Origin of the sequence: Bradyrhizobium sp. SZCCHNS30572, from assembly GCF_032484415.1 — a bacterium.
Taxonomy (GTDB): Bacteria; Pseudomonadota; Alphaproteobacteria; order Rhizobiales; family Xanthobacteraceae; genus Bradyrhizobium.
Genome location: NZ_JAUESY010000012.1, coordinates 1 through 23,670, shown reverse-complemented (window position 1 = coordinate 23,670; position 23,670 = coordinate 1). Strand labels below are relative to the sequence as shown.

The window sequence follows — 23,670 nt, the reverse complement described above, 5'->3', positions numbered from 1 at the left end:
CTACCGCCGCCCTCTCCGCTCACTCCTCAGGCCGCGGCTCGGGCTGCGTCTGCTGCAGCGGCAGGTCGGCGCGGCTCCAGGCGTCGGTCCCGTCCGGATACCACGCGACATTGCGGTAGCCATAGGTCAGCGCGCGCTTGGCGGCATTCCACGACATCCAGCAGTCCTCGAGGCAGTAGAACACGAGCAGACGACTCAAATCGCCCTCGGAAGCGCGGGCAAGGCCGCGCTTCAGATAGTCCTCGGTCTGGGGCGCCAGCACCCCGTAGCCGGTGTCGGGCAGCCAGATGCTGCCGGGAATGTCCAGGCGCGGCTGCTCGCGCCACACCGTGCCGGCCGGCAGGTTCTTCGGCTTGGGCGGCCGCGGCAACACATCGACGAAGACGGCGGACTTCGCGCGCCAGATCGCCTCGGTCTCCCGCGTCGACAGCACGCGCGCCCCGCTCAGGGTCGTCGGCACCGGCGCGCGATAGTTCTCGGTGCGATAGCTGTCCGGCTCCGGCACGAGATCATCGGCCCGCACCGCCACGGCGATCAGCAGCACGCCTGCCAATGCCGCAGCGCTGAGCCGACCGATCATGGCTTCGCCGCAGCCTCGGCGGTGATCAGATGATTGCTCTCGTCCAGCAGCGGCACCCCGAAGTCCAGCAGGATCTTGTTGATCTCCCCCTGGTTCTCCTGGATCAGCTTGTTGAGCTGACGGCGCCAGTTCTGGTCCGCGCCACGGACACCCATGGCGATGCGATAGATCAGCTTCGGCCCGCTGGTCTCCTTCACCAGCGGCGTGACATGCAGTTGCGGGCTCGCCTGCTTGGCATAGTAGCCGGCCATCGGCCCCCACAGCACGCCGGCATCGATCTCGCCGGACTTCAGATCGTTGATCATCGCCTCTGCCGAGGAATCGACGCGGGTGTCGATCATCAGCGGATAGGGCTTTGCGGTCGGCATCAGCCCGGCCAGCGCCATGTTGGTTGCCGGCGGCGTGCCCGCCACGATGCCGATGTGCCTGCCCTTGAGCTTGGCATCCTCCAGCGTCGTCACATCGGCAAGATCGGAGCCCGGCTTGGTCACGATCGCATAGGCCGTCCGGTAATAGGGACTGGTGCTCTGCACCAGGTCGTCCCCTTGGGGAAAGCCCATGATCACGTCGCAACGGTGCGAGCCCAGCGTCATGCGCACGAATCCGGTGGCCTGCGGAAAGAATGTATAGTCGACCTTCTTGTGCAGCTTGGCGGCAAAGAGCTCGGCCAGCTTGTTCTCGAAGCCGTCGCCCTTCTCGTTCGAGAACGGCAGGTTGCGCGGATCGGCGCAGACCCTGAGCACCTTGGGATCGACCAGCTCGATCGACAGGTCCAGGCCATCATTGCTCTGCGCGAAAGCGGTGGCCGGTCCGAGCAGAGTGAGCCCCGCGGCAACGGCCAGCGAGCAGGCAAGGTTGTGACGCTTCGTCATCCGTATTTCCATCCCTATCGAACGCATCGCGGTATTTTTGAAAATGCTAGGCCGCCGGCCGCTCCGGTGCAACAGCCGCCGTCATCGCGAAGAGTTGACCCATTGCTGCACCGCAACGTCCATCGCCTGACGCACACCTCTCACGCGAGCAAGGCAAGCCGATGGTGAGACAACTGATCATCGCGATCACTGCCTGGGGGGCGCTGGCGCTCGGCAGCGGCGCTCTTGCCATGCCGCCGGAACTCGAGGTCAGCGAGATCGCGCCCGGCGTGTTCGTTCACATCGGCCAGACCGCGCTGATGAACGCGGCGAACGAGGGCGCCATCGCCAATGTCGGTTTCATCGTCGGCAACGACGCGGTCGCCGTGATCGACACCGGCGGCAGCGTCCGCGAAGGCCGCGCGCTGCTGGCAGCGGTCCGCGCCCGTACCGCCAAGCCCGTGCGCTACGTCATCAACACTCACGCCCATCCGGATCACGCATTCGGCAACGCGGCATTCGAGGGCGACGGCACGCGCTTCGTCGGCGCCAAGAACCTGCCGCGCGCGCTTGCAATGCGCGGACCGCACTACATCGAGGCGTTCCGGCGCCTGATGGGCGCCGAGCTGATCGACGAGGTCCGTCTCGTCCCCCCGTCGATCCTCGTGGACGACGAGATGATGCTCGACCTCGGCGGCCGTACCCTCACGCTCAAGGCCTGGAGTACCGCTCATAGCGACTGCGACCTGTCCGTCTATGATGACCGCAGCCGGACCTTGTTCGCCGGCGATCTCGTATTCCTGCGTCACATCCCGGTGATGGATGGCAGCCTGCGCGGCTGGATCGCCGACATGGCCGCGCTCGCGACCATCCCGGCCGAGCGCGTCGTTCCCGGCCATGGCCCTGTCAGCCCGTGGCCACTGGCGCTCAGTGACGAGCGTCGCTACCTCGATACATTGGCCCACGACGTTCGCGGGCTGATCAAGGCAGGCAGGCCGATCGCGGACGCCGCTGGGGCCGCGGGATCGGAGCGCGGCAAATGGGAGCTGTTCGACGACTACAATGCCCGCAACGCAACGGCGGCATTCTCGGAAATGGAATGGGAATGAGGGCGGCAACGCGCTATGATTGTTAATTCACCCGACTGCCCGAGGAGGATTGCGCCATGATCCGGCTCCACCTGCCGTCCACCCTGCTTCTCGGGGCCTGCCTCGCGTTTGCGTTCGCACCTGCGAAGGCCGCTGATGGTTACGATCCCTGGCCGGGACTGGTCCAGGACATCTTCAACAACAAGGCGATGCAGGACGGCACCAATGTGCTGTCGATCGAGATGCCGACGCGCGCCGAGGATGCCTCGGTCGTTCCGGTCACCCTGCGCAGCAAGCTGTCGCCCGCCGACGAGCGCCGTATCAAGACCATCACGCTGGTGATCGACCAGAATCCCGCGCCGATGGCGGCCAAGTTCACGCTTGGCGCGGACGCCAATGTGACCGCGATCTCGACGCGGGTCCGCGTCAACAACTACACGGATGTGCATGCCGTGGCCGAGCTGACGGATGGTCAGCTCTATGTGGTCAAGACCTTCGTCAAGGCGTCCGGAGGCTGCTCGGCGCCGGCGGCGAAGAATCCGGACGAGGCCAAGGCGCGCATCGGCCAGATGCGCTACCGGCAGTTCACGCAAAGCAGCGACGGCGCCACGAGCGGCATCCGCGAAGCGCAGGTCATGGTCGGGCATCCCAACAATTCCGGGCTCCAGATGGATCAGGTGACGCAGCTCTACATTCCGGCCTTCTTCATCGACCGGCTGACACTGTCGCAGGACGGCAGTCTGGTGCTGTCGGTCGAAGGCGGCATCTCGATCTCTGAGGATCCCAACATCCGCTTCACCTACGTGTCGAACGGTGCCAAGCAATTCCATGCGGAGGCGAAGGATACGCAGGGCCACGTGTTCGAGCACGATTGGCCGGCCGACGGTTCAGGAACTTGATGCGGCAGAGCGGCAGCGCTTCAGAAGCATCTCACTTCGGCTTCGGCCTGCGCCCGGCGGAGATCGTTCAGCGCGTTGGCGGCCTGCTCGGACGTGCGGAACTGGGTGCCGAGATTGCTGTGCACCTGGGACATGCTGAGGACGGTCTCGGCCGTGACGTAGCGCTCATAGGGAATGATCGAAGCGATCACGTCGATCGAGCAGGAGCACTGCGCGATCGCCTCCCTGGTCTCGCCATTCGCCTTCATGCAGCCGAACACATATTCGGCCCGCGCCGAGGTCGGATAGTCGTTGAGCTCCTCGGCACGAGCCGGCCCGCACAGCGCAATCGTGGCAATGAGAGTGGCGACAATCGGTCCTACCGGAACAGCACTACGCATCACAGTCCTCCGCGGCATCGCAGCCGAAGCTATGCTAAGGGAATGAGGCTGAAAAGAACACCTCTCGAGAAAATGCAGACGGGCTCATGACGCAGATCGGTCGTTTGTTGATGGCGATTGTCGCCTGCGCCCTGCTGCCGGTCACGGCATGCTGCGCCGCCGAGACCGTCAAGGTTGCGGTGCAAAAGACCGGCACCTTCGCCTGGGAGCTGGCCGTGATCCGCGCCCGCCAGCTCGACAAGCAGGCGGATATCGCGATCGATGCGGTCGAGCTCGCGAGCCCGGAGGCCGGCAAGATCGCGCTGCGGGCCGGCAACGCCGACATCATGGTGTCGGACTGGCTGTGGGTATCGCGCGAGCGTGCGCTCGGCGCCAAGCTCACCTTCTATCCCTATTCGAGCGCGCTCGGCGCGGTGATGGTGCCGGCGACCTCACCGATCAAGACGCTTGCCGATCTGAAGGGACGCAAGCTCGCGGTGGCCGGCGGCCCGCTCGACAAGAGCTGGCTGCTGCTCCAGGCCACGCTCAAGCGCGACGGCGTCGATCTGAAATCGCAGGCGACCATCACCTACGGCGCGCCGCCGCTGCTGGCCGCCAAGCTGGCCGACGGCGAGATGGATGCGGGCTTGAACTACTGGAATTTCTGCGCGGCGCTGGAGGCCAAGGGCTTCCGCCGGCTTGCTGGCGTCGAGGACCTGCTGCCGCCGTTCGGCGCCAAGGGCCGCACCGCGATGATCGGCTACGTCTTCGACGAGGACTGGGCCGCCAAGCATCGCGATCTCGTGACACGCTTCCTGTCCGTCACGGCCAAGGCCAAGGAGATCCTGGCGACGTCGGATGCCGACTGGCAGACGATCGCGCCGCTGACCGGCGCGCCTGACGAGGCGACGTTGCGCGCCTATCGCGACCGCTATCGCGAGGGCATTCCGCACCGGCCGATCGCCGAGGAAGAGGCCGACGCCCGCATCCTCTACGACGTGCTGGCTTCGATCGGCGGCCGCGATCTGGTCGGCCCGTCTCCGGAGCTCAGTCCCGGCACCTACTACAGGGCGGATGCGAGGGATTAGTGCTGCGCTTGTTGTCCTTTGCGCTTCTGCTGGCCACCTGGTGGATTGCCGCGGCTGTCGCCGGCAGCGCCAAGCTGCCATTGCCATCGGCCGTGCTTGCGGTTGCGGTGACGGAAGCGCGGTCCGGCGCGCTGTTTCTGCATCTCGGCGCAACGCTCGCCCGCGTCGCCCTCGCCTTCACTCTGTCGATGGCACTCGGCTCGGCGATCGGCTTTTTGATGGGGCGCAGCCAGCTCGCCAACCGCCTCGGCGATCCCTGGCTGATCCTGCTGCTCAATCTGCCCGCGCTGGTGGTGATCGTGCTCGCCTATATCTGGGCTGGTCTCACCGAGGTCGCTGCGATCGCGGCGATCGCGATCAACAAGCTGCCGACCGCCGTCGTCACCTTGCGCGAAGGCGCCCGCGCGCTCGATCCATCGCTCGACGAGATGGCCAAGGTGTTTGCCTTTTCGCGCGGACGCATCCTCCGCCACGTCCTGCTGCCGCAGCTTGCGCCCTATATTGCGGCGGCCGCGCGCTCCGGCCTGTCATTGGTGTGGAAGATCGTGCTGGTCGCCGAGTTGCTCGGGAGGCCCAACGGCATCGGCTTCGAGATCGGCGTCGCCTTCCAGCTGTTCGACATTCCGTTGCTGCTCGCCTACTCGCTCAGCTTTGCTGCCGTGGTGCTGGTGATCGAGGCCGTTATCGTCCAGCCGTTCGAGCAGCGTGCATCGAGGTGGCGGCTCCGTGCGGCTTGAGGTCGATATCAGGTCCAAGAGCTACACCAGCGCCGCCAATGGCAAGCGCCAGGAGGTGATTGCTGGCATTGCCTTTTCGCTGGAGCGGGGCGAGGTCGGCGTCGTCGTCGGCCCCTCCGGCTGCGGCAAGAGCACGATGCTGCGGATCCTCGCCGGTCTGGACAACGACTATCAGGGCCATGTATCGCGGCCCGAGGGAGCCCGGCTGGCAATGGTGTTCCAGGAGCCGCGGCTGCTGCCGTGGCGATCCGTCGAGGCCAACGTCCGGCTGGCAGCGCCCGGTGTCGCGGAGGACAGGCTGGCCGCCATCTTCGGCGTGCTCGAGCTCGAGGGACATCGCAGCCATTTTCCAGGCGAGTTGTCGCTCGGCCTCGCCCGCCGTGTCGCGCTGGCGCGCGCCTTTGCGGTCGAGCCGGATTTCCTGATTCTCGACGAGCCGCTGGCTTCGCTCGACGACGCGCTCGCCGCGCGGCTGCGCGAGGAGATCGCGACGCTCGTGGCCTCGCGCCCCATGATCACGCTGCTGGTCACCCACAGCATGGACGACGCGGCACGGCTCGGCGACCGGATCTTCCTGCTGTCCTCACGCCCTGCCCGTCTGCTTCATTCAGTCCCGATCGACCTGCCGCGCGCGCAGCGCAACAACGACGTGGTCGCGGTAATCAAGGCCGATGTGGCGCGACTGGATTTTTCCGTGTCATAGTCATGGCAAAGGACATCGGACCCCAGGGAAAACGCCATGAGACGCGCATCCGCCGTGACGGCGATCATTCTGTTCGGCATCCCGCTCGCGGCCGCCGCACAAAGCAAAGGCATCCGGCTCTGGAATCTGACCACCGCAACGATGACCGGCTTTCAGCTCTCGCCGGCCGGCCAGAACAATTGGGGACCGAATCAGACGCTGAACGACAAGGACAAGGAGCTCGATCACGACGAACGGCTGAAGCTCACTGGAGTCGAGCCTGGGCGCTACGACGCCAAGGTGAGCTATGCCGGCGAGCGGCAGTGCATCGTTCGCGGCCTCGAGATCAAGGCCGACGCCGTGGTTTCGGTCGCCGACAAGGACCTCGAGGAGTGCACGAAGTAAGCAGCCAGCGTGCCGACGGCCAAGCCGGCCTCAGGCCTTGTCGTTGCTGTGGGGATATTCGCAGCGCCATCGCACTGCAGTCCATTTCGGGTGCTCGCCGATCCACTGGGCGATGTAGGGCGGCGCCTTCATCGCGCATTGCTGCAGCGAGGCACCGCCATCCGCGAAAACGAGATGCTGCTCCTCGCAGGTGGCCGGAGACAGGACTGCGCAGACGGTGATGACGAGATCGATGGAGCTCATGGCTCGTTGTCCTTCGATAAGCCTGAAACAGCTTATCTGAAACTACGACATCCGGCTGCATCAGTTTCTCCTCGCGCAACAAATTATGCAGAACCAAGGCTGGAACGACTATCCCTGGGCGAAGCCGCCCCTGACGCTTGATCCGAACCGGCAGATCGGCTGCAATGGAAGCGGTCGATCGACCTCAAAAGAGCGAATGCGGAGGAAGCAGATGCCCAAGGTTCTCGTACTCTACAAGACCCCCAAGAGCGCCGAGGCGTTCGACAAACACTATATGAACGTCCATGTGCCGCTGGCGAAGAAGATTCCCGGTCTGAAGAGCTACGATATCAGCCGGGGCCCGGTGAATGGGCCGGCGGGAGCCACCAACATCCACCTCGTTGCCACCCTGATATTCGATTCGATGCAGGCGCTGCAGGCGGGAATGGGCTCTGCCGAAGGCAAGGCGGCGGCGGGCGATCTGCCCAACTTCGCCGATGGCGGCGTCGACCTGTATATCTTCGACACGCAGGACGTTTGATCGTCACCAACGTTCGGCGGTGTGCCCGTCATACCCGATCGGCCGAGAGGCCGGTCGCCGGGACGATCTCGCGGACCGTCCATCGAATGGATCCGCCAAGCCAGTCAGAAGCGAATTGCGCTCCTCGTGGCTTGGCAGATCGCTACGCGTTACTTGCGCGCAGCACAGGCGTACATGTTGATTTCCATGCCAACCGGCACTTCGACGATCTTCGGTGTCTTCCAGGCCATTTCAAGCTCCCAAGTTCGACTATCATTGACTGACGCATTGCTCGCGCCAACATCGAAGCTAGGACCGCATCGGGGGGAACGCAAGACTCCATAACCGTGGAGCATTTCCCCAGCGGTTGTCGATCGATTGAACGAAACAAAATCCAGCCGCCTGGCTGGACGCCGTTCCGCCTCAATCCTCGTAGGACGTTGCCCCTGAGCGGGACGGCATCTTCCCTCACGCACCGCCCGGCTGCACGTAGCAGAACACATACCGATTGCGGCTCAGGAAGATGATGCCGTGCCCCGTCGGATTTCCCCTGTCCCACTTCAGCTTGTGATCGGGGACCTCGATCTCGGTACCGACATCGATATGCGGGCGGCCACGCGGCTCATCGGGACGGTCATCGGTAATGATGACATAGGTCTTGCCGTCGCGGACATGGATCTCATCGGCAAAGTAGGCGTCGGCCTCACCGCAGCACGATGCCGTCGGCACGTCGGGCTGCATCAGCGCCTCGTACCATTGACGCAATGCAGGATCGACCGCTCCCCACTGACCGAGATCACGCGCACTCGCACTCACCCAAAGGCAACAAAGCATGCCGAGCCAAAGGATGGTTCGTCTCATCCGCCTACTCCTCTGTTATCCCGGCATGATGCGGCGAAGCAATGTTTGTGCCGCAACGCAACATCGGAGCGGTGCGATCATGCCGACCCAGATCCGCGAGCAGAGACAACGGGGATCGGCTGCTCTGTCCCGATCGAACGAGGACGGCTTCCCGATGCGCAGAGGGCGGTTGCCACCTTTTCGTATTGACGGTTCCCGATTTCGAGCGGAGTGTTGTGCCCGCAGCGTCAGGATAGGCGCGCATAAAAATCTCGGAGGAAATGAATGAAGCGGATCGCGCTGGCCGCAGGCCTCGCTATTTTTGCATCACATGGTGCAAGCGCGCAGAGCGCCGATCAGTTGGTCAAGGGTGCAACTGATACGGCGAACGTTCTCAACTACGGCATGGGCTACAATCTGCAGCGGTTCAGCCCGCTCACCCAGATCAACAAGGACACCGCCAAGAACCTGGTGCCGGTCTGGAACTACAGTTTCGCCGATGACCGCAGTGAGGAGTCGCAGCCGCTGGTGTACCAGGGCGTGCTCTACGTCACGACCCACAATGCGACGATGGCCGTCGACGCCAAGACCGGCAAGCAGATCTGGAAAAGCAAGATCGACTATCCCGCCGAGACGCCGCGCGTGGTCTGTTGCGGCATCATCAATCGCGGCGCCGCGCTGTACGACGGCAAGGTGTTCCGGACCACGCTCGATGCCAACGTGATTGCGCTTGATGCCAAGACCGGCAAGGAGCTGTGGCGTCAGAAGGCCGCTGACATCAAGGAAGGCTACTCGATGACCGTCGCGCCGCTGGTCGCCGACGGCGTCGTGCTGACTGGCATCTCCGGCGCCGAGTTCGGCACCCGGGGCTTCATCGATGGTTGGGATCCGGCGACGGGCAAGCATTTGTGGCGCACACACACGGTCCCAAGCCCGGATGAACCCGGCGGCGACACCTGGAAGGGCGACACCTGGAAGCTGGGCGGCGGCTCGACCTGGATCACCGGCTCCTACGATCCCGAGCAGAACACCGTGTTCTGGGGCGTCGGTAATCCCGGACCGTTCAACGCGGCGGTGCGCCCGGGCGACAACCTCTACACCTGCTCGGTGCTCGCGCTCGATCCGAAGACCGGCAAAATGAAGTGGCACTTCCAGTTCTCGCCGAACAATCCGTTCGACTACGACGCGGTCGCGGAGATGGTGCTCGCCGACATGAACGTCGAGGGTAAGCAGACCAAGGTGCTGATGAACGCCAACCGCAATGGCTTCTTCTATGTGCTCGATCGCACCAATGGGAAGCTGCTCGCGGCCAACCCCTATGTGAAGGTGAACTGGGCCTCCAGCATCGACCTGAAGACGGGCAAGCCGGTCGAGACCGATGTGACGCGCGATGCCCGCGAGGGCAAGAAGGTCACGGTCTATCCGTCGATTCTCGGCGGCAAGAACTGGGAGCCGATGTCGTTCAATCCGCAAACCGGGTTGGCCTACGCCAACACGCTCGTGTTCGGCGGCCACTACAAGACCGAGCCTGCGACCTACAAGGCCGGCGAGTGGTACCTGGGCATGGACCTGACGGATCTGTGGGATTGGCCGGAAGGGCCGCGCGGTCAGCTCAAGGCCATCGATCCGATGACCGGCAAGACCAAGTGGGAGCAGCCGAGCGACATCCCGCGCTTCTCCGGCGTGCTGTCCACGGCAGGCGGCGTGGTGTTCTCGGGCAAGCTGACCGGCGAATTCGAGGCTTTCGACGCCGACAGCGGCAAGAAGCTGTGGCAGTTCCAGACCGGCTCCGGCATCGAAGGCCAGCCCGTCACCTGGCAGCAGGATGGCGTGCAGTATGTCGCCGTCACCTCAGGCTACGGCGGCGTCTACTCACTGTTCTCCGGTGACGAGCGCCTCGCCAACGTTCCGGCAGGCGGCTCGCTGTGGGTCTTCGCGGTCAAGAACTGAGTGCGGATTGCCCGTGAGACAGAACATGTTCATGAAAGCGGCGGCGGCCTTCGCCGCCGTCGTGGCGATGTCGGCCGTCCTGTCGACGACTGCCCTCGCCCAACAACAAGATGGCAGCGCCGCACATAGCCAGGTGGACATCGGCAAGACGACGTTCGCTCAGAAGTGCTCGCACTGCCACGGCCCCAACATGGTGAACTCCGGCACGGTGACGCCCGACCTGCGTCGGTTTCCCGATGACCAGCCTCGTTTCGTCACCACGGTGAAGCAGGGCAAGAACGGTCGCATGCCGCCCTGGGGCGACATTCTCAGCGATGACGAGATCACCGCGCTGTGGGCCTATGTCTCGAGCCGGAGAGCGCAGTGATGCGCCATCTCTGCCGTTGGCTGACTGCCTTGATGATCTCGACAGTGTCGTCAGCCGCCTTAGCCGCTGACGACGTGCTGCGCATCTGCCTTGACGAAAATCTTCCGCCGCTCTCGGTCCATCATCGTGGCAAGCCCGGCAACGGTTTCGACGTCCTGCTCGGTCAGGCAATCGCCGACCGCCTTGGCAGAAAGCTCGAGATCCAGTGGTACGAAAGCAAATTGGACGAAGATTCCAGTCCAGCGCTGGAGGCGAACGCACTGCTCTCGGACGGACGCTGCTCGCTGCTCGGCAGCTATGCGTTCACCCAGGACGGATTGGTCGCGCCCGGCGTCAAGACAGCCAAGCTGCCGGACTTCGATGGCGCCACCCGCGACGACCGCCGCCGCCGCGTTCCGCTCGGCACGCTGATGCCGAGCAAGCCATACATGTTCTCAACACTGACCGTCGTTCTCGGACCTTCCGCGAAACAGCGCCCGATTACCGACATCGGCGACCTGGCAGGGCTGCGGCTGGCAATCGAGAGCGGCACGTTGGCGGATGCAATCCTGATGACGTTCGACAAGGGACGGCTGATCGACGACATCACGCATTTGATTCCCACGCGGGATGATCTGCTCGGGGCGCTCGAACAGGGCAAGTTCGATGCGACCCTGCTCGATGGCAGACGTTTCGATGCGTATCGGGCGGCTCATCCCGACACCAGGCTCGGCGGGTCGGGCTACAGCTATCCGATCGGCGTGAACCGCGGTTATGTCGGGCTGACCAGTTCGGCCGAACTCATCGCATCGGTCGACAAGGCCTTGACGGAACTCGACGCTTCCGGGGCCCTGGCGAATCTCGGTCGGTCCGCCGGACTGACCTACCTTCCACCGCGCGAGCCGGTGATTCTCGGTGATGCATTCCAGAGGATCATCCGGAGCGGCGCACGCTAGCGCGGCTACCTCACGACCGCTCAGCGGGCCGCAGTCTTATGAACCGACGACGGCACGACGCCGAAATATTTGCGGAAGACACGGCTGAAGTGCGACGAACTCGAAAAACCCCACGAGAACGCGACATCAGTGATGGTCTTGCCGCTCTGCGTCTCCAGTTCCTGCCGGCAATGCTGAAGCCGGGCCCGCCAGATGTAGTCGCTGACCGTCATGCCACGGTCGCTGAACACCATGTGAAGGTAGCGCTTGGTGCACCCCAGAGCCGCCGAAATCTGATCGATGCACAGATCGGGATCGCGCAGATGCTCGCGGATGAAGGCTTGAGCGCGGATATAGACCGCCTCAGGTCCCGCCCGATCCAGCATTCGATCGGCTTCACGCAGCGGCAAGAGCAACAGATCGATGAGCGATTCGGCGACGCTGACGGCCGAGTTGGGCGAAAGCCGGGTCGCCTCATCGAACGCGGCATGGGTGACATCATGCGCAATCCGACCGGTCCCGCTCCGCGCAGACAGCTTGTATGCAGGCATCTTTTCCGACCGGAAGCCGCGCTCCTGCAATAGCTCCTTCGGCACGATCACGACGTCATGGCGGGTCAGCGCGGGGCTGATGATGGTGTGCGGTAACGAGACGTCATAGGCGAGACAATCGCCCGGGCCGATCTCGATCTGGCGGCCATCCTGCTCGAAATAGGACGTTCCATAGGTCTGGAACAAGATCTTGATGTAGGGATGTGCGGCCTTTTGCGCACGCGCATAGGTATGCGCAATACGGTGCTGGCTGGCCTCGATCTGGCAGAGCTTCAGGCGCGACACCGTCGTGAAATTGATGCGCCCCTCGAACGAGGCCCCCTCCAGCGGATCGACATCGAAACGTCCGCACAGGTCGGTCAGTGCATCTGACCAACGCTGGATCTGGCTCTTCGGTGAGAATCCCGAAGTATTAAGCGAGCGGATCGTGTCGGACATGTTTCATCCACCGATTCATGATCGAAACGCAACGGGTCCGCCGCCGGACGGCGAACGAGACTGTAGCAAGATTGCTCCCATTTTAAGGCCGCGACTTTCGCGGCGCACTTCGTTCCATAACTTCCCTCGCATGATCCTCCGCCTTCGTCTCTGTAAGGTCAAGGGAAACGTCAACCTTCGGTGGAACCGCGGTGCTGTAAATTGATGCTCCGCAGCAAGAATGGCGCTCATGTTGCGGACCAGCAAAGCAAAATCTCCTTCAAAAACTTCTATTCGCTTCACTCTTGAGCAAGCTCTTTTCTCTTTTGGGCAAGTTTCCCGGTCAGGAAGTGGATAATCAATGATGCCGAAAACGAATACTGGGCCGCGTGCTGCGGAACCTCAGTTGAACCCGGGAGGAAAGACGATGCGAAGAGTGCTACTCGCAACATGTCTGACGTCAGTCGCGGCGCTTGCCGCGGGTGGCGCGTGGGCCAGTGAAGAGCTGGTCAAGATGTCGGCCAACCCGAAGGACTGGGTGATGCCGGCGGGAGACTACGCCAATACGCGTTACTCCAAGCTCAATCAGATCAACGCTCAGAACGTCGGCAAGCTGCAGGTCGCGTGGACCTTCTCCACCGGCGTGCTGCGCGGCCACGAAGGCGGACCGCTCATCATCGGCAACTTGATGTATGTGCATACGCCGTTCCCGAACAAGGTGTATGCGCTCGATCTCGCGCAGGACAACAAGATCGTCTGGAAGTACGAGCCCAAGCAGGATCCGAACGTCATTCCGGTGATGTGCTGCGACACCGTCAACCGCGGCGTCGCCTATGGGGACGGCAAGATCTTCCTGCATCAGGCCGACGACAAGCTGGTGGCGATCGACGCCAAGACCGGCCAGCACGTCTGGACCGCCGTCAATGGCGATCCGAGCAAGGGACAGACCGGAACCTCGGCTCCGCTCGTGGTGAAGGACAAGGTGTTGGTCGGCACGTCCGGCGGCGAGTTCGGCGTCCAGTGCAGCATGACCGCTTACGATATCAAGAGCGGCAAGCAGGTCTGGAAGGCGTACTCCGAAGGTCCGGATGACCAGATCCTGTTCGACGCCAACACCACGGCGCTCGGCAAGCCGGTCGGCAAGGACTCGAGCCTGAAGACCTGGCAAGGCGATCAGTGGAAGACCGGCGGCGGCTGCACCTGGGGCTGGATCTCCTACGATCCGCAGCTCGACATGGTCTATTACGGGTCGGGCAATCCCTCGACTTGGAATCCGAAGCAGCGTCCCGGCGACAACAAGTGGTCGATGACGATCTTCGCCCGCCATGCCGACACCGGCGTCGCGAAGTGGGTCTATCAGATGACGCCCCACGACGAGTGGGACTATGACGGCGTCAACGAGATGATCCTGTCCGACCAGTCCATCAACGGCCAGCCGCGCAAGCTGCTCACGCACTTCGATCGTAACGGCCTCGGCTATACGCTCGACCGTGCCACGGGCGAGCTGCTCGTTGCCGAGAAGTTCGACCCGAAGGTGAACTGGACCACCGGCGTCGACATGGACAAGAACTCTGCAACCTACGGCCGTCCCAAGGTCGTCGATCAGTACTCGACCGACAAGCAGGGTGAGGACGTCAACACCAAGGGCATCTGCCCGGCGGCGCTGGGCACCAAGGACGAGCAGCCGGCGGCCTACTCGCCGGATACGCAACTGTTCTACGTGCCCACCAACCATGTCTGCATGGACTACGAGCCCTTCAAGGTGAGCTACACCGCAGGTCAGCCCTATGTCGGCGCAACCCTGTCGATGTATCCGCCGGCGGGTGAGACCCATATGGGCAACTTCATCGCCTGGGACGGCAAGACCGGCAAGATCGCCTGGTCGAACAAGGAGCCGTTCTCGGTGTGGTCTGGTGCGCTCGCGACGGCTGGCGGCGTGGTGTTCTACGGAACGCTCGAAGGCTACCTCAAGGCGGTCGATGCCAAGACGGGCAAGGAGCTCTACAAGTTCAAGACCCCGTCCGGCATCATCGGCAACGTCACGACCTACGAGGCAGGCGGCAAGCAGTATGTCGCCGTGCTCTCGGGTGTCGGTGGCTGGGCCGGCATCGGTCTCGCGGCGGGCCTGACGGATCCGACCGCCGGTCTCGGTGCGGTCGGCGGCTACGCAGCGCTGAGCAACTACACCGCCCTGGGCGGCGCGCTCACCGTGTTCTCGCTCCCGCAGCAGTGAGCTAGGCACCTGCTTCCGGCGCATGGATCTCGTCCATGCGCCGGTTCGCCTGCCCCAGAAAATTAAGGGAAGACGCCCTTGCGTAGAATCTGTTTTGCGGTCGCCACGGCTCTGTTCCTGGCAACCGGCGGGATGACTGTCGCCGAAAATGCCTGGGCGGAAAGTCCGGGAGATCCTGCGGCCGTCAAGTCCGAGGACGGGAAGTACTTCGATAAGGATGGCAATCCGACCTACAAGGTGGGCGCCGACGGATCGGTCGACTGGTACACCTACTCGGGATACCGCCGCTATCATTCCGAATGCCACGTCTGCCACGGGCCCGACGGCATGGGATCGACTTATGCGCCTGCGCTGAAGGACTCGGTCAAGACCATGAGCTACGGCGATTTCATCGGTGTCATCGCCAGCGGCCGCAAGAATGTCAGCACGTCCCAGGAGAACGTCATGCCGGCTTTCGGCGACAATCCGAACGTGGCCTGCTACATGGACGACCTCTACATCTACCTGCGCGCCCGCGGCAATGACGCGGTAGGACGCGTTCGCCCGGCCAAGCACGAGGACAAACCGCCAGCCTATACGGAAGCGGAGAACTCCTGCATGGGCAAGAAATGACTGACGACGGGGACCGCGCCTGAACAGTTTCCCTGGGCAGCGTCGCGGGCTCAAGAGAATGAAAGAGGAGTTTGAGACATGAAGACGCGCGCCGCGGTCGCTTTCGAAGCCAAGAAGCCGCTGGAGATCGTCGAGGTTGACCTCGAAGGGCCGAAGGCCGGCGAGGTGCTGGTAGAAATCAAGGCTACCGGCATCTGCCACACCGATGCCTACACGCTCGACGGTTTCGACAGCGAGGGCATCTTCCCCTCGATCCTCGGCCATGAGGGCGCCGGCATCGTGCGCGAGGTCGGCCCGGGCGTGACCTCGGTCAAGCCCGGCGACCACGTCATTCCGCTCTACACACCGGAATGCCGCCAGTGCAAGAGCTGCCTCAGCCGCAAGACCAATCTCTGCACCGCGATCCGCGCCACGCAGGGCAAGGGCCTGATGCCCGACGGCACGTCGCGCTTCAGCTACAAGGGCCAGGCCATCTACCACTACATGGGCTGCTCGACCTTCTCCAACTTCACCGTGCTGCCGGAGATCGCGGTCGCGAAGATTCGCGAGGACGCGCCCTTCGACAAGAGCTGCTATATCGGCTGCGGCGTCACCACCGGCGTCGGCGCGGTCGTCAACACGGCCAAGGTCACGCCCGGCTCGAACGTCATCGTCTTCGGCCTCGGCGGCATCGGCCTCAACGTGCTCCAGGGCGCGCGGATGGCGGGCGCCGACAAGATCGTCGGCGTCGACGTCAATGACAGCAAGGAGGAATGGGGCCGCCGCTTCGGCATGACCCATTTCGTCAACCCGAAGAAGGTGACCGGCGACATCGTCCAGCACCTGGTCGCGCTGACCGACGGCGGTGCCGACTACACCTTCGACTGCACCGGCAATACCACGGTGATGCGCCAGGCGCTGGAAGCCTGCCATCGCGGCTGGGGCGAATCGATCATCATCGGTGTCGCCGAGGCCGGCAAGGAGATCGCGACCCGCCCATTCCAGCTCGTCACCGGACGCGTCTGGAAGGGCACGGCGTTCGGCGGCGCGCGCGGGCGCACCGACGTTCCCAAGATCGTCGACTGGTACATGAACGGGAAGATCGAAATCGACCCGATGATCACCCACACGCTCAAGCTCGAAGACATCAACAAGGGCTTCGACCTGATGCATGAGGGCAAATCGATCCGTTCCGTCGTCGTGTTCTGACCCCAAGCACGCAAAACTGAGGAGGATTGCGCCATGACTGTCCACATCCATCCGTCCGTCGATAACGGCGTCAAACAGGGAAGCGGCCATTTCGCCGGCGGCACGCTGGTCTGCAAATGCCACGACCGGCCGGTCAAGGTCGGCATCAAGGGCGATGTCGCGCATAACCACGCGTGCGGCTGCACCAAATGCTGGAAGCCCTCCGGCGCGACCTTCTCGGTCGTTGCCGTCGTGCCGCGGCAGAACGTCACGGTGCTGGAGAACGGCGACAAGCTCAAGATCGTCGATCCCTCCGCCGTCATCCAGCGCTATGCCTGCACCGGCTGCGGCACGCATATGTATGGCCGCATCGAGAACACGGGCCACCCGTTCTACGGCCTCGACTTCATTCACCCCGAGCTGTTCCAGGAGCAGGGTTCGGCCGCGCCGGGCTTTGCGGCCTTCGTCTCCTCGGTGATCGAGTCGGGCGTGAAGCCGGAACAGATGGGCGAGATTCGGGCGCGATTGAAGGAGCTGGGGCTCGAGCCCTATGACTGCCTGTCGCCGGCCCTGATGGATGCGATTGCCACCCACGTGGCGAAAGCAAAGGCGGCCTGACGGCCGCCACGGACCAAGCGTACAACTGAAGCGTTCCTTCCTGAAGACTTGGTGCCTCGCCTGCCCCACGCCGGCGAGGCATTCTTTTTTTGTCGCCGCTTTGGTCAGGCGGCCGCCATTGTCGTCGGCGCATCGCCCATTGTTCCGTATTTGCATTGCAGCGGGCTGCACGCGCAGCGCTCGTCTGCTCTGACACCACACGCGCCTGTGTAGACCGATGCCTGTCCCGGTCTGCTATCATCAGTAGTCTTCCGACAACTCTCAATTGATCCGGCGCGTGCACGTAAGGACATGTGGTCCCGCGCGCGTCCACCAACGATCAGAACCAGCGACCATTGGTCCGACAGAGCGAGGGCGAACATGATCAAGGTGAAAATCAACGGACAGGAGCAGAGCTGGGATGGCGATCCGAGCCTGCCGCTGCTGTGGTATCTGCGCGACGAGCTGGGTTTGACCGGAACGAAATACGGGTGCGGCGCAGCGCTGTGCGGCGCCTGCACCGTGATGGTCGACAAGGAAGCGGCGCGCGCCTGCATCACCGCAGTGTCGGATGTCGCGGGACGAGAGGTCACCACCATCGAAGGTCTGCATCCGACCGGAGATCATCCGGTGCAGAAGGCATGGCGGCAGGTCAACGTGCCGCAATGCGGCTTCTGCCAGGCCGGACAGATCATGCAAGCGGCCGCACTCTTGAACGAGAATCCCAAACCGTCGCATGACCAGATCAGGGATGCGATGGCCGGCAACATCTGCCGCTGCGGCTGCTATCAGCGCATCGAGAATGCGGTCCATCTGGCCTCGACGGGGGTGTGATCATGAACATCATCGCAAATCCCGACATCGCAAAGTCCGCGTCTCGCCGCGGCTTCGAGCGGCATCTCAAGGTCGAGAACGTCTCGCGCCGTACCATCCTGCAGACGCTGGGCCTCGCGGGCGGGTTCGTGCTCGCGGCTCCCTTGCTGTCGCGCCCGGCGTTTGCCGCCTATGAAACCGGCGCCGGCAAGATGCCGCACGGCACCGTGGTCGATCCTAAGGTTTTCGTTTCGATCGCCCCCGACGGCATCGTGTCGATCCTCGCCCACCGCTCCGAGATGGGCACAGGCGTGCGTACCAGCCTGCCGCTGATCGTGGCGGAGGAGATGGAAGCCGACTGGTCGCGCGTGCGCGTCGTGCAGGCCCCCGGCGACGAGGTGAAGTTCGGCAACCAGGATACCGACGGTTCGCGCAGCACGCGGCATTATCTGCTGCCGATGCGACAGATCGGCGCCATGGCGCGGGCGATGCTCGAAGCCGCGGCGGCCCAGCGCCTCGGCGTGCCGCCGAGCGAAGTGAAAGCCGTCAATCATGAGGTCGTGCACAGCGCCAGCGGCCGCCGCCTCGGCTTCGGCGAGCTCGCGGCCGATGCCGCCAGTCTGCCGGTGCCTGCGGTTGACACCGTGCAGCTGAAATCGCCGAAGGACTTCCGCTATCTCGGCAAGGGTCAGGTCAGCATCGTCGATCTGCACGACATCACCGTCGGCAAGGCGCGCTACGGCTCCGATGTCCGCCTACCCGGCATGAAATACGCAGTTATCGCCCGGCCGCCGGTGACCGGCGGCAAGGTCAAGTCGTTCGATCCGGCCGAGGCGCTGAAGGTGCCCGGCGTCGAGCAGGTGATCGAGGTCAAGGGCTGGCCCTGGCCGTCGAAGTTCCAGCCGCTTGGCGGCGTCGCGGTGATCGCGCGCAACACCGGCGCCGCGATCAAGGGCCGCGACGTGCTCAAGGTCGAGTGGGACGACGGCGCCAACGCGAGCTACGACTCTGTCGCCTATCGGGCCGAGCTCGAGGCCGCCGCGCGCCAGCCGGGCCTCGTCGTACGCGAGGAAGGCGACGTCGAGGCCGCGCTGAAGTCGGCCGACAAGGTGATCACCGGCGAGTACTACCTGCCGCATTTCGCCCATGCCAGCATGGAGCCGCCGGTCGCGGTCGCCGACGTCAAGGGCGACAAGGCCGAGATCTGGGCGCCTGTGCAGAGCCCCGGCGGCACGCACGAGGATGTCGCCAAGACGCTGCAGATCCCGCCGGAGAACGTCACCGTCAACGTCACCCTGCTCGGCGGCGGGTTCGGGCGGAAGTCAAAATGCGACTTCGCGCTCGAGGCTGCCCTGCTGTCGAAGACGCTGGGCGCACCGGTCAAGGTGCAGTGGACACGCGATGACGACCTCCATCACGATTTCCTGCACACCGTGTCGGTGGAGCGCATCGAAGCCGGGCTCGACAAGAGCGGCAAGGTGGTGGCCTGGCGCCACCGCAGCGTCGCGCCGACCATCCTGTCGACCTTCGCGGCGGGCGCCGATCATGCCGCGCCGTTCGAGCTCGGCATGGGCCTCGTCGACATGCCGTTCGAGATCGCCAACATCCAATGTGAGAATCCCGCCGCCAAGGCGATGACCCGCATCGGCTGGTTCCGCTCGGTCTCGAACATCCCGCGCGCCTTCGCCGTGCAGTCGATGGTCGGCGAGATTGCCCACGCGACCGGCCGCGACCAGAAGGACACGCTGCTCGATCTGATCGGCACTCCGCGCGTCCTGAAGCTCGCCTCGGTGAAGGATCTCTGGAACTACGGCGAGCCCTACGAGAGCTATCCGATCGACACCGGCCGGCTGCGCCGCGTCGTCGAGTTCGTGGCCGAGAAGGGCAATTGGGGCCGCTCGGTGCCCAAGGGCCACGGCCTCGGCATCGCCGCGCATCGCAGCTTCGTCAGCTACATCGCCACCATCGTGGAGGTGTCGGTCGACGACAAGGGCAAGCTCGTGGTGCATCAGGTCGACACCGCGATCGACTGCGGCACCTTCGTCAACCCCGAGCGCATCGCCTCGCAGCTCGAAGGCGCCGCGATCATGGGGCTGAGCCTCGCCAAATATGGCGAGATCAGCTTCAAGAATGGCCGGGTGCAGCAGCGCAACTTCGACGACCATCCGGTGGTCCGAATCGACGAGGCGCCGCTGGTCACCAACGTGCACATCGTGCCCGTTGATGCCGACACGCCGCCGAGCGGCGTCGGAGAGCCGGGCGTGCCGCCATTCGCGCCGGCGCTCGCCAACGCGATCTTTGCCGCCACCGGCAAGCGCCTGCGCGCATTGCCGATCGGCAATCAGCTCGCGACCTGAACTTGCAGCAATCAGCAGATCATCGGCCGGAGCGATCCGGCCGATGATCACGCCAGAAGAAGCAGGATCAGTCAGCGCCCGTAGCGCACCGAGGCATAGCGGCCGATCACGGCGGACGGCGAGGTTTGCATCACCGCGCTCGAGACCGGCGTCACCGGCACCTTCCGCCTCACCGTGCGCAAGGACATGGACATCACCTGGCCGTTCGCCGAGAACGCCACCCACCTGATGTCGATCGGCCTCGACGAGGATCTCGATGACGCCGCCAAGCAGGCGGTGCGCGAGATGGTCAAGCACGTCTGCGCCCGCACCAACCTGTCGCGCAACCAAGCCTACATGCTGTGCTCGCTGGCCGGCAATCTGCGCGTCACCCAGCTGGTCGACGGCAACAAGGGCATCCACATGCTGCTGCCGAAATCCTATCTGTAGGCCCTCCTCTACCGGTTCACGAAGTGGTCGTGCGCGGTCAGCACGACCTGGCCGTTGGCATCGACCGCCTGGAAGGTGACATCGGCATCCACAGACTCGGGCATGGTCAGCGTCACCCGCAGCGCCTCCGAGCCGTCCGGCTCGACCTCGATCGCATCCGCCGCCGCATGGCCGACGATGGCGAGCGCCGCATCGATGCCGCTGATGCCGAGCCTGAAGCTCTGCACGGCGGACGACTTGTTGAGCAGCTTCACCGTGTAGCCGTTGCGCACCGAGCCATCCGACAGCCGCACCGACATCGGATCGCGATCGTGCTGCACCGACAGCACGGCGGTGGTCTTCGTGACGAACGAAACCGCGATCACGCCGGCCACAGCGACGCAGGCGAGCGCGAGGCCGATCGTCTTCGGCCGCACCAGCCGTGAGACACGCGGCTCGCCGACACGGCCACGCTCGATGTTGCGCCAGCTCTCGTAGTCGATCAGGCCGCGCGGACGGTCGAGCTTGGCCATCACGCCGTCGCAGGCATCGACGCAGAGGCCGCAATTGATGCAGGCGAAGCTCGGCCCCTGGCGGATGTCGATGCCGATCGGGCAGACGGCGACGCAGGCGCCACAATCGACGCAATCGCCGGCCGGCAGCCCCTGCGACCGCGCCTCGGCGGCCTTCTTCGCCGACATCCGGGTCTCGCCGCGATAATCGCGATAGTTCACCGTGAAGGCTTCCGTATCCCAGATCGCGCCTTGAAGACGCGGCCACGGGCACATGAAGGTGCAGACCTGCTCGCGCGCGAAACCGGCGAGGCCATAGGTCGTGCCGGCGAACACCAAGGTCCAGGTCAGCGCGGTCGCCGACATCTCGCCATGCAGGACATCGCGCACCAGCTCCGGCGCATCGGTGAAGTAGAAGATCAAGGTGCCGCCGGTGCCGAGCGCGATCGCCATCCACAGCGCGTGCTTGGTGGCGATCTGTGCGATACGCCGCGCCGTCAGCGGCGCGCCGACGTTCTTCAGCCGCTGCCGGCGGTCGCCCTCGACGAGGCGCTCGACCAGCAGGAACAGATCGGTCCACACCGTCTGCGGACAGGCGAAGCCGCACCACAGGCGGCCGGCCAGCGCGTTGACCAGGACGAGGATGAACGTCGCCAGTAGCATCGCCGCAGTGATGAGATAGAGATCCTGCGGCCAGATCTCGGCGGGGCCAAGATAGAGCTTTCCGTGGGCGAAATCGAGCAGCACGGCCTGGTCCGGCGCATTCGGCCCGCGGTTCCAGCGCACGAACGGCGTGATGTAGTAGACGGCGAGCGTCAGAACGAGAATCAGCCATTTCAGCCGCCGGATTGGCCCCTTGACGCCCTGCGGAACCACCGGGCCGCCAGCGCTGCGCAACGACCGTGCCGGGCCGCGGGCCTGACCCTGGCCCCTGCTTTGGCCCTGGCCCTGCGCCATGCGCCGCGTCTTGGCGTGATCGATCTCGATGGTGATGGCCACGGCTGCCCTCGTTCGCTCGGCTGATGCAGGGCAACGATAGGCGGCGGTGCCGGGCGGCTCTTTGTCGGGCCACAAACTTGCGAACGGCTGGCAGCGCCTGTTTGCGCGGGAACAACGATAGTTCCCGTCCGGCAGGCGATGAGAGGCGCGGCGCCGCGAGCGCCACGGCGGCAGTCGCAGCATCCGGAGGGATGGCTGCGGCTGCCGCGCTTGTTGGATAGCGCGCGTAGCGACGCTCGCTGCTCGCCTCTCCCCGCGCGCGGGGAGAAGGAGCGTATCGGTATTGCGGCGGCGAATTCCGTTCCGATCGGCAGCGTCAACGTGCTGCACACGACGTGTGATCCAGCCCCTCTCTCAAACAATCTTGATCGACATGTCCGGCAGGCCCTCGAGCTTGCACAAGAGCACGTCGCCCTTGACGACCGGGCCGACATTCTCCGGCGTGCCGGAATAGATGATGTCGCCGGCCTTCAGCTCGAACGCCTCGGACAGTTTCGCGATCTGCTCGGCGACGCTCCAGATCATCTTGGTGAGGTCGGAGTTCTGCCGGACCGTGCCGTTGACCGCGAGCGAGATCGCGCCCTTGGTGAAGTGGCCGACCTTCGCCACCGGATGGATCGGGCCGAGCACGGCGGCATGATCGAAACTCTTGCCGATCTCCCATGGCTTCTTCTCGGCGGCCATGCCGTTCTGCAGGTCACGGCGGGTCATGTCGAGGCCGAGCGCGTAGCCATAGACATGATCGAGCGCGGACTCGGCGGGAACGTTGGTGCCGCCGGATTTCAGCGCCGCGACCAGTTCGACCTCGTGATGATAGTTCTTGGTCAGCGACGGATAAGGATGATCGGCGACCTCGCCGATCGCGACGTTCTGGATCGCGTCGGTCGGCTTCTGGAAGAAGAACGGCGGCTCGCGGTTCGGATCGGAGCCGCGCTCGATGGCATGCGCCGCGTAGTTGCGCCCGATGCAGTAGATGCGGCGGACGGGGAACACGCCCTGCTCGCCGGCGATCGGAATGGTGGTCTCCGGCACGGCGAAGATCGGCTTCGGCCCGGCCTGTGCAGCGGCAGGGTAGGTGTCCGTCATGATCGCAGCCGCTGCCGCGGCGCTGCCGGCGACGAGGAGATCGCGGCGTGAGGTGTCTGCCATGGGGTTCCTCCTGGATCAGCCGTTGCGGCCGGCTGATTTGTTGGTGGTGGCGCGCCAGCATCGGCGCCCCGCTCAACTGATAAGCATATCCAGTATGCCAGCGCCACCATGCGCGCACGCGCCGTCGCCCTCGCAGCGCAACACGCGCCCGAAGCGATGCTCGAGACCCTCGCCGGAAACGCGAGGGCGCAGGGAAGGCCGGACCTCGACTGAGGCCCGTGGCCCGCCTGCGGAAAAATGCAGGCGGCAGGAACCACAGGTTCAGCCGGACAGACCGGCGGATTCAATTGGTCGTCGCAACACTCGATGAGGAGGTTGCGATGGGCATTCGAAAGAAACGGTCAACGCGGGGC

The 23,670-nt window shown here is 64.4% G+C and carries 25 protein-coding genes and 1 pseudogene; 17 read left to right on the top strand and 9 right to left on the bottom strand.

Annotated elements, in window-relative coordinates:
- Positions 1–19 precede the first annotated feature (19 nt).
- Both QX048_RS30750 and QX048_RS30745 read right to left on the bottom strand, forming a co-directional pair.
- Positions 20–580 carry a PQQ-dependent catabolism-associated CXXCW motif protein gene (locus tag QX048_RS30750; protein WP_315713190.1) on the bottom strand — a complete coding sequence of 187 codons (561 nt, stop codon included), beginning with the start codon at positions 578–580 and terminating at the stop codon, positions 20–22.
- The gene (locus QX048_RS30745; RefSeq protein ID WP_315825188.1) at positions 577–1,452 is read right to left on the bottom strand and encodes a substrate-binding domain-containing protein; all 876 of its coding nucleotides are present in this window, start codon (positions 1,450–1,452) and stop codon (positions 577–579) included. Before QX048_RS30745 ends, QX048_RS30750 begins: the two co-directional genes overlap by 4 nt.
- A 161-nt stretch (positions 1,453–1,613) precedes the next feature.
- On the opposite strand from QX048_RS30745, the gene QX048_RS30740 reads away from it, so the two are divergent.
- Both QX048_RS30740 and QX048_RS30735 read left to right on the top strand, forming a co-directional pair.
- The gene (locus tag QX048_RS30740; RefSeq protein WP_315825189.1) at positions 1,614–2,540 is read left to right on the top strand and encodes a quinoprotein relay system zinc metallohydrolase 2; all 927 of its coding nucleotides are present in this window, start codon (positions 1,614–1,616) and stop codon (positions 2,538–2,540) included.
- A 56-nt stretch (positions 2,541–2,596) separates the two neighbouring features.
- The gene (locus tag QX048_RS30735) at positions 2,597–3,418 is read left to right on the top strand and encodes a quinoprotein dehydrogenase-associated SoxYZ-like carrier (protein ID WP_315825190.1); all 822 of its coding nucleotides are present in this window, start codon (positions 2,597–2,599) and stop codon (positions 3,416–3,418) included.
- A gap of 20 nt (positions 3,419–3,438) precedes the next feature.
- On the opposite strand, the gene QX048_RS30730 is transcribed toward QX048_RS30735, so the two are convergent.
- On the bottom strand, positions 3,439–3,798 hold the full coding sequence (locus QX048_RS30730) for a hypothetical protein (RefSeq protein WP_315713197.1): 360 nt from the start codon (positions 3,796–3,798) through the stop codon (positions 3,439–3,441).
- 86 nt (positions 3,799–3,884) lie between these two features.
- On the opposite strand from QX048_RS30730, the gene QX048_RS30725 reads away from it, so the two are divergent.
- From QX048_RS30725 to QX048_RS30710, 4 genes are read left to right on the top strand one after another with little or no spacing between them, the layout of a single operon-like run.
- The gene (locus QX048_RS30725; RefSeq protein WP_316191424.1) at positions 3,885–4,865 is read left to right on the top strand and encodes an ABC transporter substrate-binding protein; all 981 of its coding nucleotides are present in this window, start codon (positions 3,885–3,887) and stop codon (positions 4,863–4,865) included.
- The gene (locus QX048_RS30720; RefSeq protein WP_315825192.1) at positions 4,865–5,602 is read left to right on the top strand and encodes an ABC transporter permease; all 738 of its coding nucleotides are present in this window, start codon (positions 4,865–4,867) and stop codon (positions 5,600–5,602) included. The genes QX048_RS30725 and QX048_RS30720 overlap by 1 nt, the downstream gene beginning before the upstream one ends.
- Positions 5,592–6,305 carry an ABC transporter ATP-binding protein gene (locus QX048_RS30715; RefSeq protein WP_315713203.1) on the top strand — a complete coding sequence of 238 codons (714 nt, stop codon included), beginning with the start codon at positions 5,592–5,594 and terminating at the stop codon, positions 6,303–6,305. The genes QX048_RS30720 and QX048_RS30715 overlap by 11 nt, the downstream gene beginning before the upstream one ends.
- Positions 6,306–6,341: 36 nt before the next feature.
- On the top strand, positions 6,342–6,689 hold the full coding sequence (locus QX048_RS30710; protein WP_315825193.1) for a hypothetical protein: 348 nt from the start codon (positions 6,342–6,344) through the stop codon (positions 6,687–6,689).
- Between the two features lie 30 nt (positions 6,690–6,719).
- Here QX048_RS30710 and QX048_RS30705 read toward each other — a convergent pair whose 3' ends face one another.
- Positions 6,720–6,932, bottom strand: a complete 213-nt coding sequence (locus QX048_RS30705; protein WP_315713207.1) for a hypothetical protein — start codon at positions 6,930–6,932, stop codon at positions 6,720–6,722.
- 211 nt (positions 6,933–7,143) lie between these two features.
- Between QX048_RS30705 and QX048_RS30700 the strand changes: the two genes are divergently transcribed.
- Positions 7,144–7,452, top strand: a complete 309-nt coding sequence (locus QX048_RS30700; RefSeq protein WP_315713209.1) for an EthD family reductase — start codon at positions 7,144–7,146, stop codon at positions 7,450–7,452.
- Between the two features lie 149 nt (positions 7,453–7,601).
- On the opposite strand, the gene pqqA is transcribed toward QX048_RS30700, so the two are convergent.
- Both pqqA and QX048_RS30690 read right to left on the bottom strand, forming a co-directional pair.
- Entirely contained in the window at positions 7,602–7,682 is an 81-nt protein-coding gene (gene pqqA, locus QX048_RS30695) for a pyrroloquinoline quinone precursor peptide PqqA (RefSeq protein WP_009031067.1), read from the bottom strand.
- Positions 7,683–7,899: 217 nt separating this feature from the next.
- A complete protein-coding gene (locus QX048_RS30690) occupies positions 7,900–8,172 on the bottom strand; it encodes a hypothetical protein (protein WP_315752808.1) in 273 nt (90 codons plus the stop codon).
- Between the two features lie 384 nt (positions 8,173–8,556).
- Between QX048_RS30690 and QX048_RS30685 the strand changes: the two genes are divergently transcribed.
- From QX048_RS30685 to QX048_RS30675, 3 genes are read left to right on the top strand one after another with little or no spacing between them, the layout of a single operon-like run.
- A complete protein-coding gene (locus QX048_RS30685) occupies positions 8,557–10,221 on the top strand; it encodes a methanol/ethanol family PQQ-dependent dehydrogenase (RefSeq protein ID WP_315825194.1) in 1,665 nt (554 codons plus the stop codon).
- A 25-nt stretch (positions 10,222–10,246) separates the two neighbouring features.
- Positions 10,247–10,588: a cytochrome c gene (locus tag QX048_RS30680; RefSeq protein WP_315825195.1), complete on the top strand. Its 342-nt coding sequence runs from the start codon at positions 10,247–10,249 to the stop codon at positions 10,586–10,588.
- Positions 10,588–11,523 (top strand): transporter substrate-binding domain-containing protein, encoded by a 936-nt coding sequence (locus QX048_RS30675; protein ID WP_315825463.1) that lies wholly within the window; start codon positions 10,588–10,590, stop codon positions 11,521–11,523. The genes QX048_RS30680 and QX048_RS30675 overlap by 1 nt, the downstream gene beginning before the upstream one ends.
- Before the next feature lie 20 nt (positions 11,524–11,543).
- On the opposite strand, the gene QX048_RS30670 is transcribed toward QX048_RS30675, so the two are convergent.
- On the bottom strand, positions 11,544–12,491 hold the full coding sequence (locus QX048_RS30670; protein ID WP_315713217.1) for a helix-turn-helix domain-containing protein: 948 nt from the start codon (positions 12,489–12,491) through the stop codon (positions 11,544–11,546).
- A gap of 406 nt (positions 12,492–12,897) precedes the next feature.
- Here QX048_RS30670 and xoxF5 point away from each other — a divergent pair, with 406 nt between their 5' ends.
- From xoxF5 to QX048_RS30635, 7 genes and pseudogenes are all read left to right on the top strand, one after another.
- On the top strand, positions 12,898–14,703 hold the full coding sequence (gene xoxF5 / locus QX048_RS30665; protein ID WP_315713218.1) for a lanthanide-dependent methanol dehydrogenase XoxF5: 1,806 nt from the start codon (positions 12,898–12,900) through the stop codon (positions 14,701–14,703).
- Positions 14,704–14,835: 132 nt separating this feature from the next.
- On the top strand, positions 14,836–15,315 hold the full coding sequence (locus QX048_RS30660; RefSeq protein WP_315713645.1) for a c-type cytochrome, methanol metabolism-related: 480 nt from the start codon (positions 14,836–14,838) through the stop codon (positions 15,313–15,315).
- A 78-nt stretch (positions 15,316–15,393) separates the two neighbouring features.
- The gene (locus QX048_RS30655; protein WP_315756267.1) at positions 15,394–16,503 is read left to right on the top strand and encodes an S-(hydroxymethyl)glutathione dehydrogenase/class III alcohol dehydrogenase; all 1,110 of its coding nucleotides are present in this window, start codon (positions 15,394–15,396) and stop codon (positions 16,501–16,503) included.
- 33 nt (positions 16,504–16,536) lie between these two features.
- Positions 16,537–17,100 carry an S-(hydroxymethyl)glutathione synthase gene (gfa, locus tag QX048_RS30650; protein WP_315713222.1) on the top strand — a complete coding sequence of 188 codons (564 nt, stop codon included), beginning with the start codon at positions 16,537–16,539 and terminating at the stop codon, positions 17,098–17,100.
- Positions 17,101–17,460: 360 nt separating this feature from the next.
- Positions 17,461–17,913, top strand: a complete 453-nt coding sequence (locus QX048_RS30645) for a (2Fe-2S)-binding protein (RefSeq protein ID WP_315825196.1) — start codon at positions 17,461–17,463, stop codon at positions 17,911–17,913.
- Between the two features lie 2 nt (positions 17,914–17,915).
- The gene (locus QX048_RS30640) at positions 17,916–20,249 is read left to right on the top strand and encodes a xanthine dehydrogenase family protein molybdopterin-binding subunit (protein WP_315825197.1); all 2,334 of its coding nucleotides are present in this window, start codon (positions 17,916–17,918) and stop codon (positions 20,247–20,249) included.
- A 105-nt stretch (positions 20,250–20,354) separates the two neighbouring features.
- Positions 20,355–20,678, top strand: a pseudogene (locus QX048_RS30635) (amidase); the annotation flags it as partial.
- Positions 20,679–20,686: 8 nt separating this feature from the next.
- Here the strand turns inward: QX048_RS30635 and ccoG are convergent.
- Positions 20,687–22,168: a cytochrome c oxidase accessory protein CcoG gene (gene ccoG, locus QX048_RS30630; RefSeq protein WP_315825198.1), complete on the bottom strand. Its 1,482-nt coding sequence runs from the start codon at positions 22,166–22,168 to the stop codon at positions 20,687–20,689.
- A gap of 354 nt (positions 22,169–22,522) precedes the next feature.
- Positions 22,523–23,317, bottom strand: coding sequence for a fumarylacetoacetate hydrolase family protein (locus QX048_RS30625; protein WP_315825199.1), 795 nt, complete (start codon positions 23,315–23,317; stop codon positions 22,523–22,525).
- Positions 23,318–23,670 lie beyond the last annotated feature (353 nt).

What these genes read in the sequence shown, in the direction of transcription:
- QX048_RS30750 (WP_315713190.1), bottom strand. Translation starts at nt 580, where the DNA reads ATGATCGGTCGGCTCAGCGCTGCGGCATTGGCAGGCGTGCTGCTGATC.
- QX048_RS30745 (WP_315825188.1), bottom strand. Translation starts at nt 1,452, where the DNA reads ATGACGAAGCGTCACAACCTTGCCTGCTCGCTGGCCGTTGCCGCGGGG.
- QX048_RS30740 (WP_315825189.1), top strand. Translation starts at nt 1,614, where the DNA reads ATGGTGAGACAACTGATCATCGCGATCACTGCCTGGGGGGCGCTGGCG.
- QX048_RS30735 (WP_315825190.1), top strand. Translation starts at nt 2,597, where the DNA reads ATGATCCGGCTCCACCTGCCGTCCACCCTGCTTCTCGGGGCCTGCCTC.
- QX048_RS30730 (WP_315713197.1), bottom strand. Translation starts at nt 3,798, where the DNA reads ATGCGTAGTGCTGTTCCGGTAGGACCGATTGTCGCCACTCTCATTGCC.
- QX048_RS30725 (WP_316191424.1), top strand. Translation starts at nt 3,885, where the DNA reads ATGACGCAGATCGGTCGTTTGTTGATGGCGATTGTCGCCTGCGCCCTG.
- QX048_RS30710 (WP_315825193.1), top strand. Translation starts at nt 6,342, where the DNA reads ATGAGACGCGCATCCGCCGTGACGGCGATCATTCTGTTCGGCATCCCG.
- QX048_RS30705 (WP_315713207.1), bottom strand. Translation starts at nt 6,932, where the DNA reads ATGAGCTCCATCGATCTCGTCATCACCGTCTGCGCAGTCCTGTCTCCG.
- QX048_RS30700 (WP_315713209.1), top strand. Translation starts at nt 7,144, where the DNA reads ATGCCCAAGGTTCTCGTACTCTACAAGACCCCCAAGAGCGCCGAGGCG.
- pqqA (WP_009031067.1), bottom strand. Translation starts at nt 7,682, where the DNA reads ATGGCCTGGAAGACACCGAAGATCGTCGAAGTGCCGGTTGGCATGGAA.
- QX048_RS30690 (WP_315752808.1), bottom strand. Translation starts at nt 8,172, where the DNA reads ATGCAGCCCGACGTGCCGACGGCATCGTGCTGCGGTGAGGCCGACGCC.
- QX048_RS30685 (WP_315825194.1), top strand. Translation starts at nt 8,557, where the DNA reads ATGAAGCGGATCGCGCTGGCCGCAGGCCTCGCTATTTTTGCATCACAT.
- QX048_RS30680 (WP_315825195.1), top strand. Translation starts at nt 10,247, where the DNA reads ATGTTCATGAAAGCGGCGGCGGCCTTCGCCGCCGTCGTGGCGATGTCG.
- QX048_RS30675 (WP_315825463.1), top strand. Translation starts at nt 10,588, where the DNA reads ATGCGCCATCTCTGCCGTTGGCTGACTGCCTTGATGATCTCGACAGTG.
- QX048_RS30670 (WP_315713217.1), bottom strand. Translation starts at nt 12,491, where the DNA reads ATGTCCGACACGATCCGCTCGCTTAATACTTCGGGATTCTCACCGAAG.
- xoxF5 (WP_315713218.1), top strand. Translation starts at nt 12,898, where the DNA reads ATGCGAAGAGTGCTACTCGCAACATGTCTGACGTCAGTCGCGGCGCTT.
- QX048_RS30660 (WP_315713645.1), top strand. Translation starts at nt 14,836, where the DNA reads ATGACTGTCGCCGAAAATGCCTGGGCGGAAAGTCCGGGAGATCCTGCG.
- QX048_RS30655 (WP_315756267.1), top strand. Translation starts at nt 15,394, where the DNA reads ATGAAGACGCGCGCCGCGGTCGCTTTCGAAGCCAAGAAGCCGCTGGAG.
- gfa (WP_315713222.1), top strand. Translation starts at nt 16,537, where the DNA reads ATGACTGTCCACATCCATCCGTCCGTCGATAACGGCGTCAAACAGGGA.
- QX048_RS30645 (WP_315825196.1), top strand. Translation starts at nt 17,461, where the DNA reads ATGATCAAGGTGAAAATCAACGGACAGGAGCAGAGCTGGGATGGCGAT.
- QX048_RS30640 (WP_315825197.1), top strand. Translation starts at nt 17,916, where the DNA reads ATGAACATCATCGCAAATCCCGACATCGCAAAGTCCGCGTCTCGCCGC.
- QX048_RS30625 (WP_315825199.1), bottom strand. Translation starts at nt 23,317, where the DNA reads ATGGCAGACACCTCACGCCGCGATCTCCTCGTCGCCGGCAGCGCCGCG.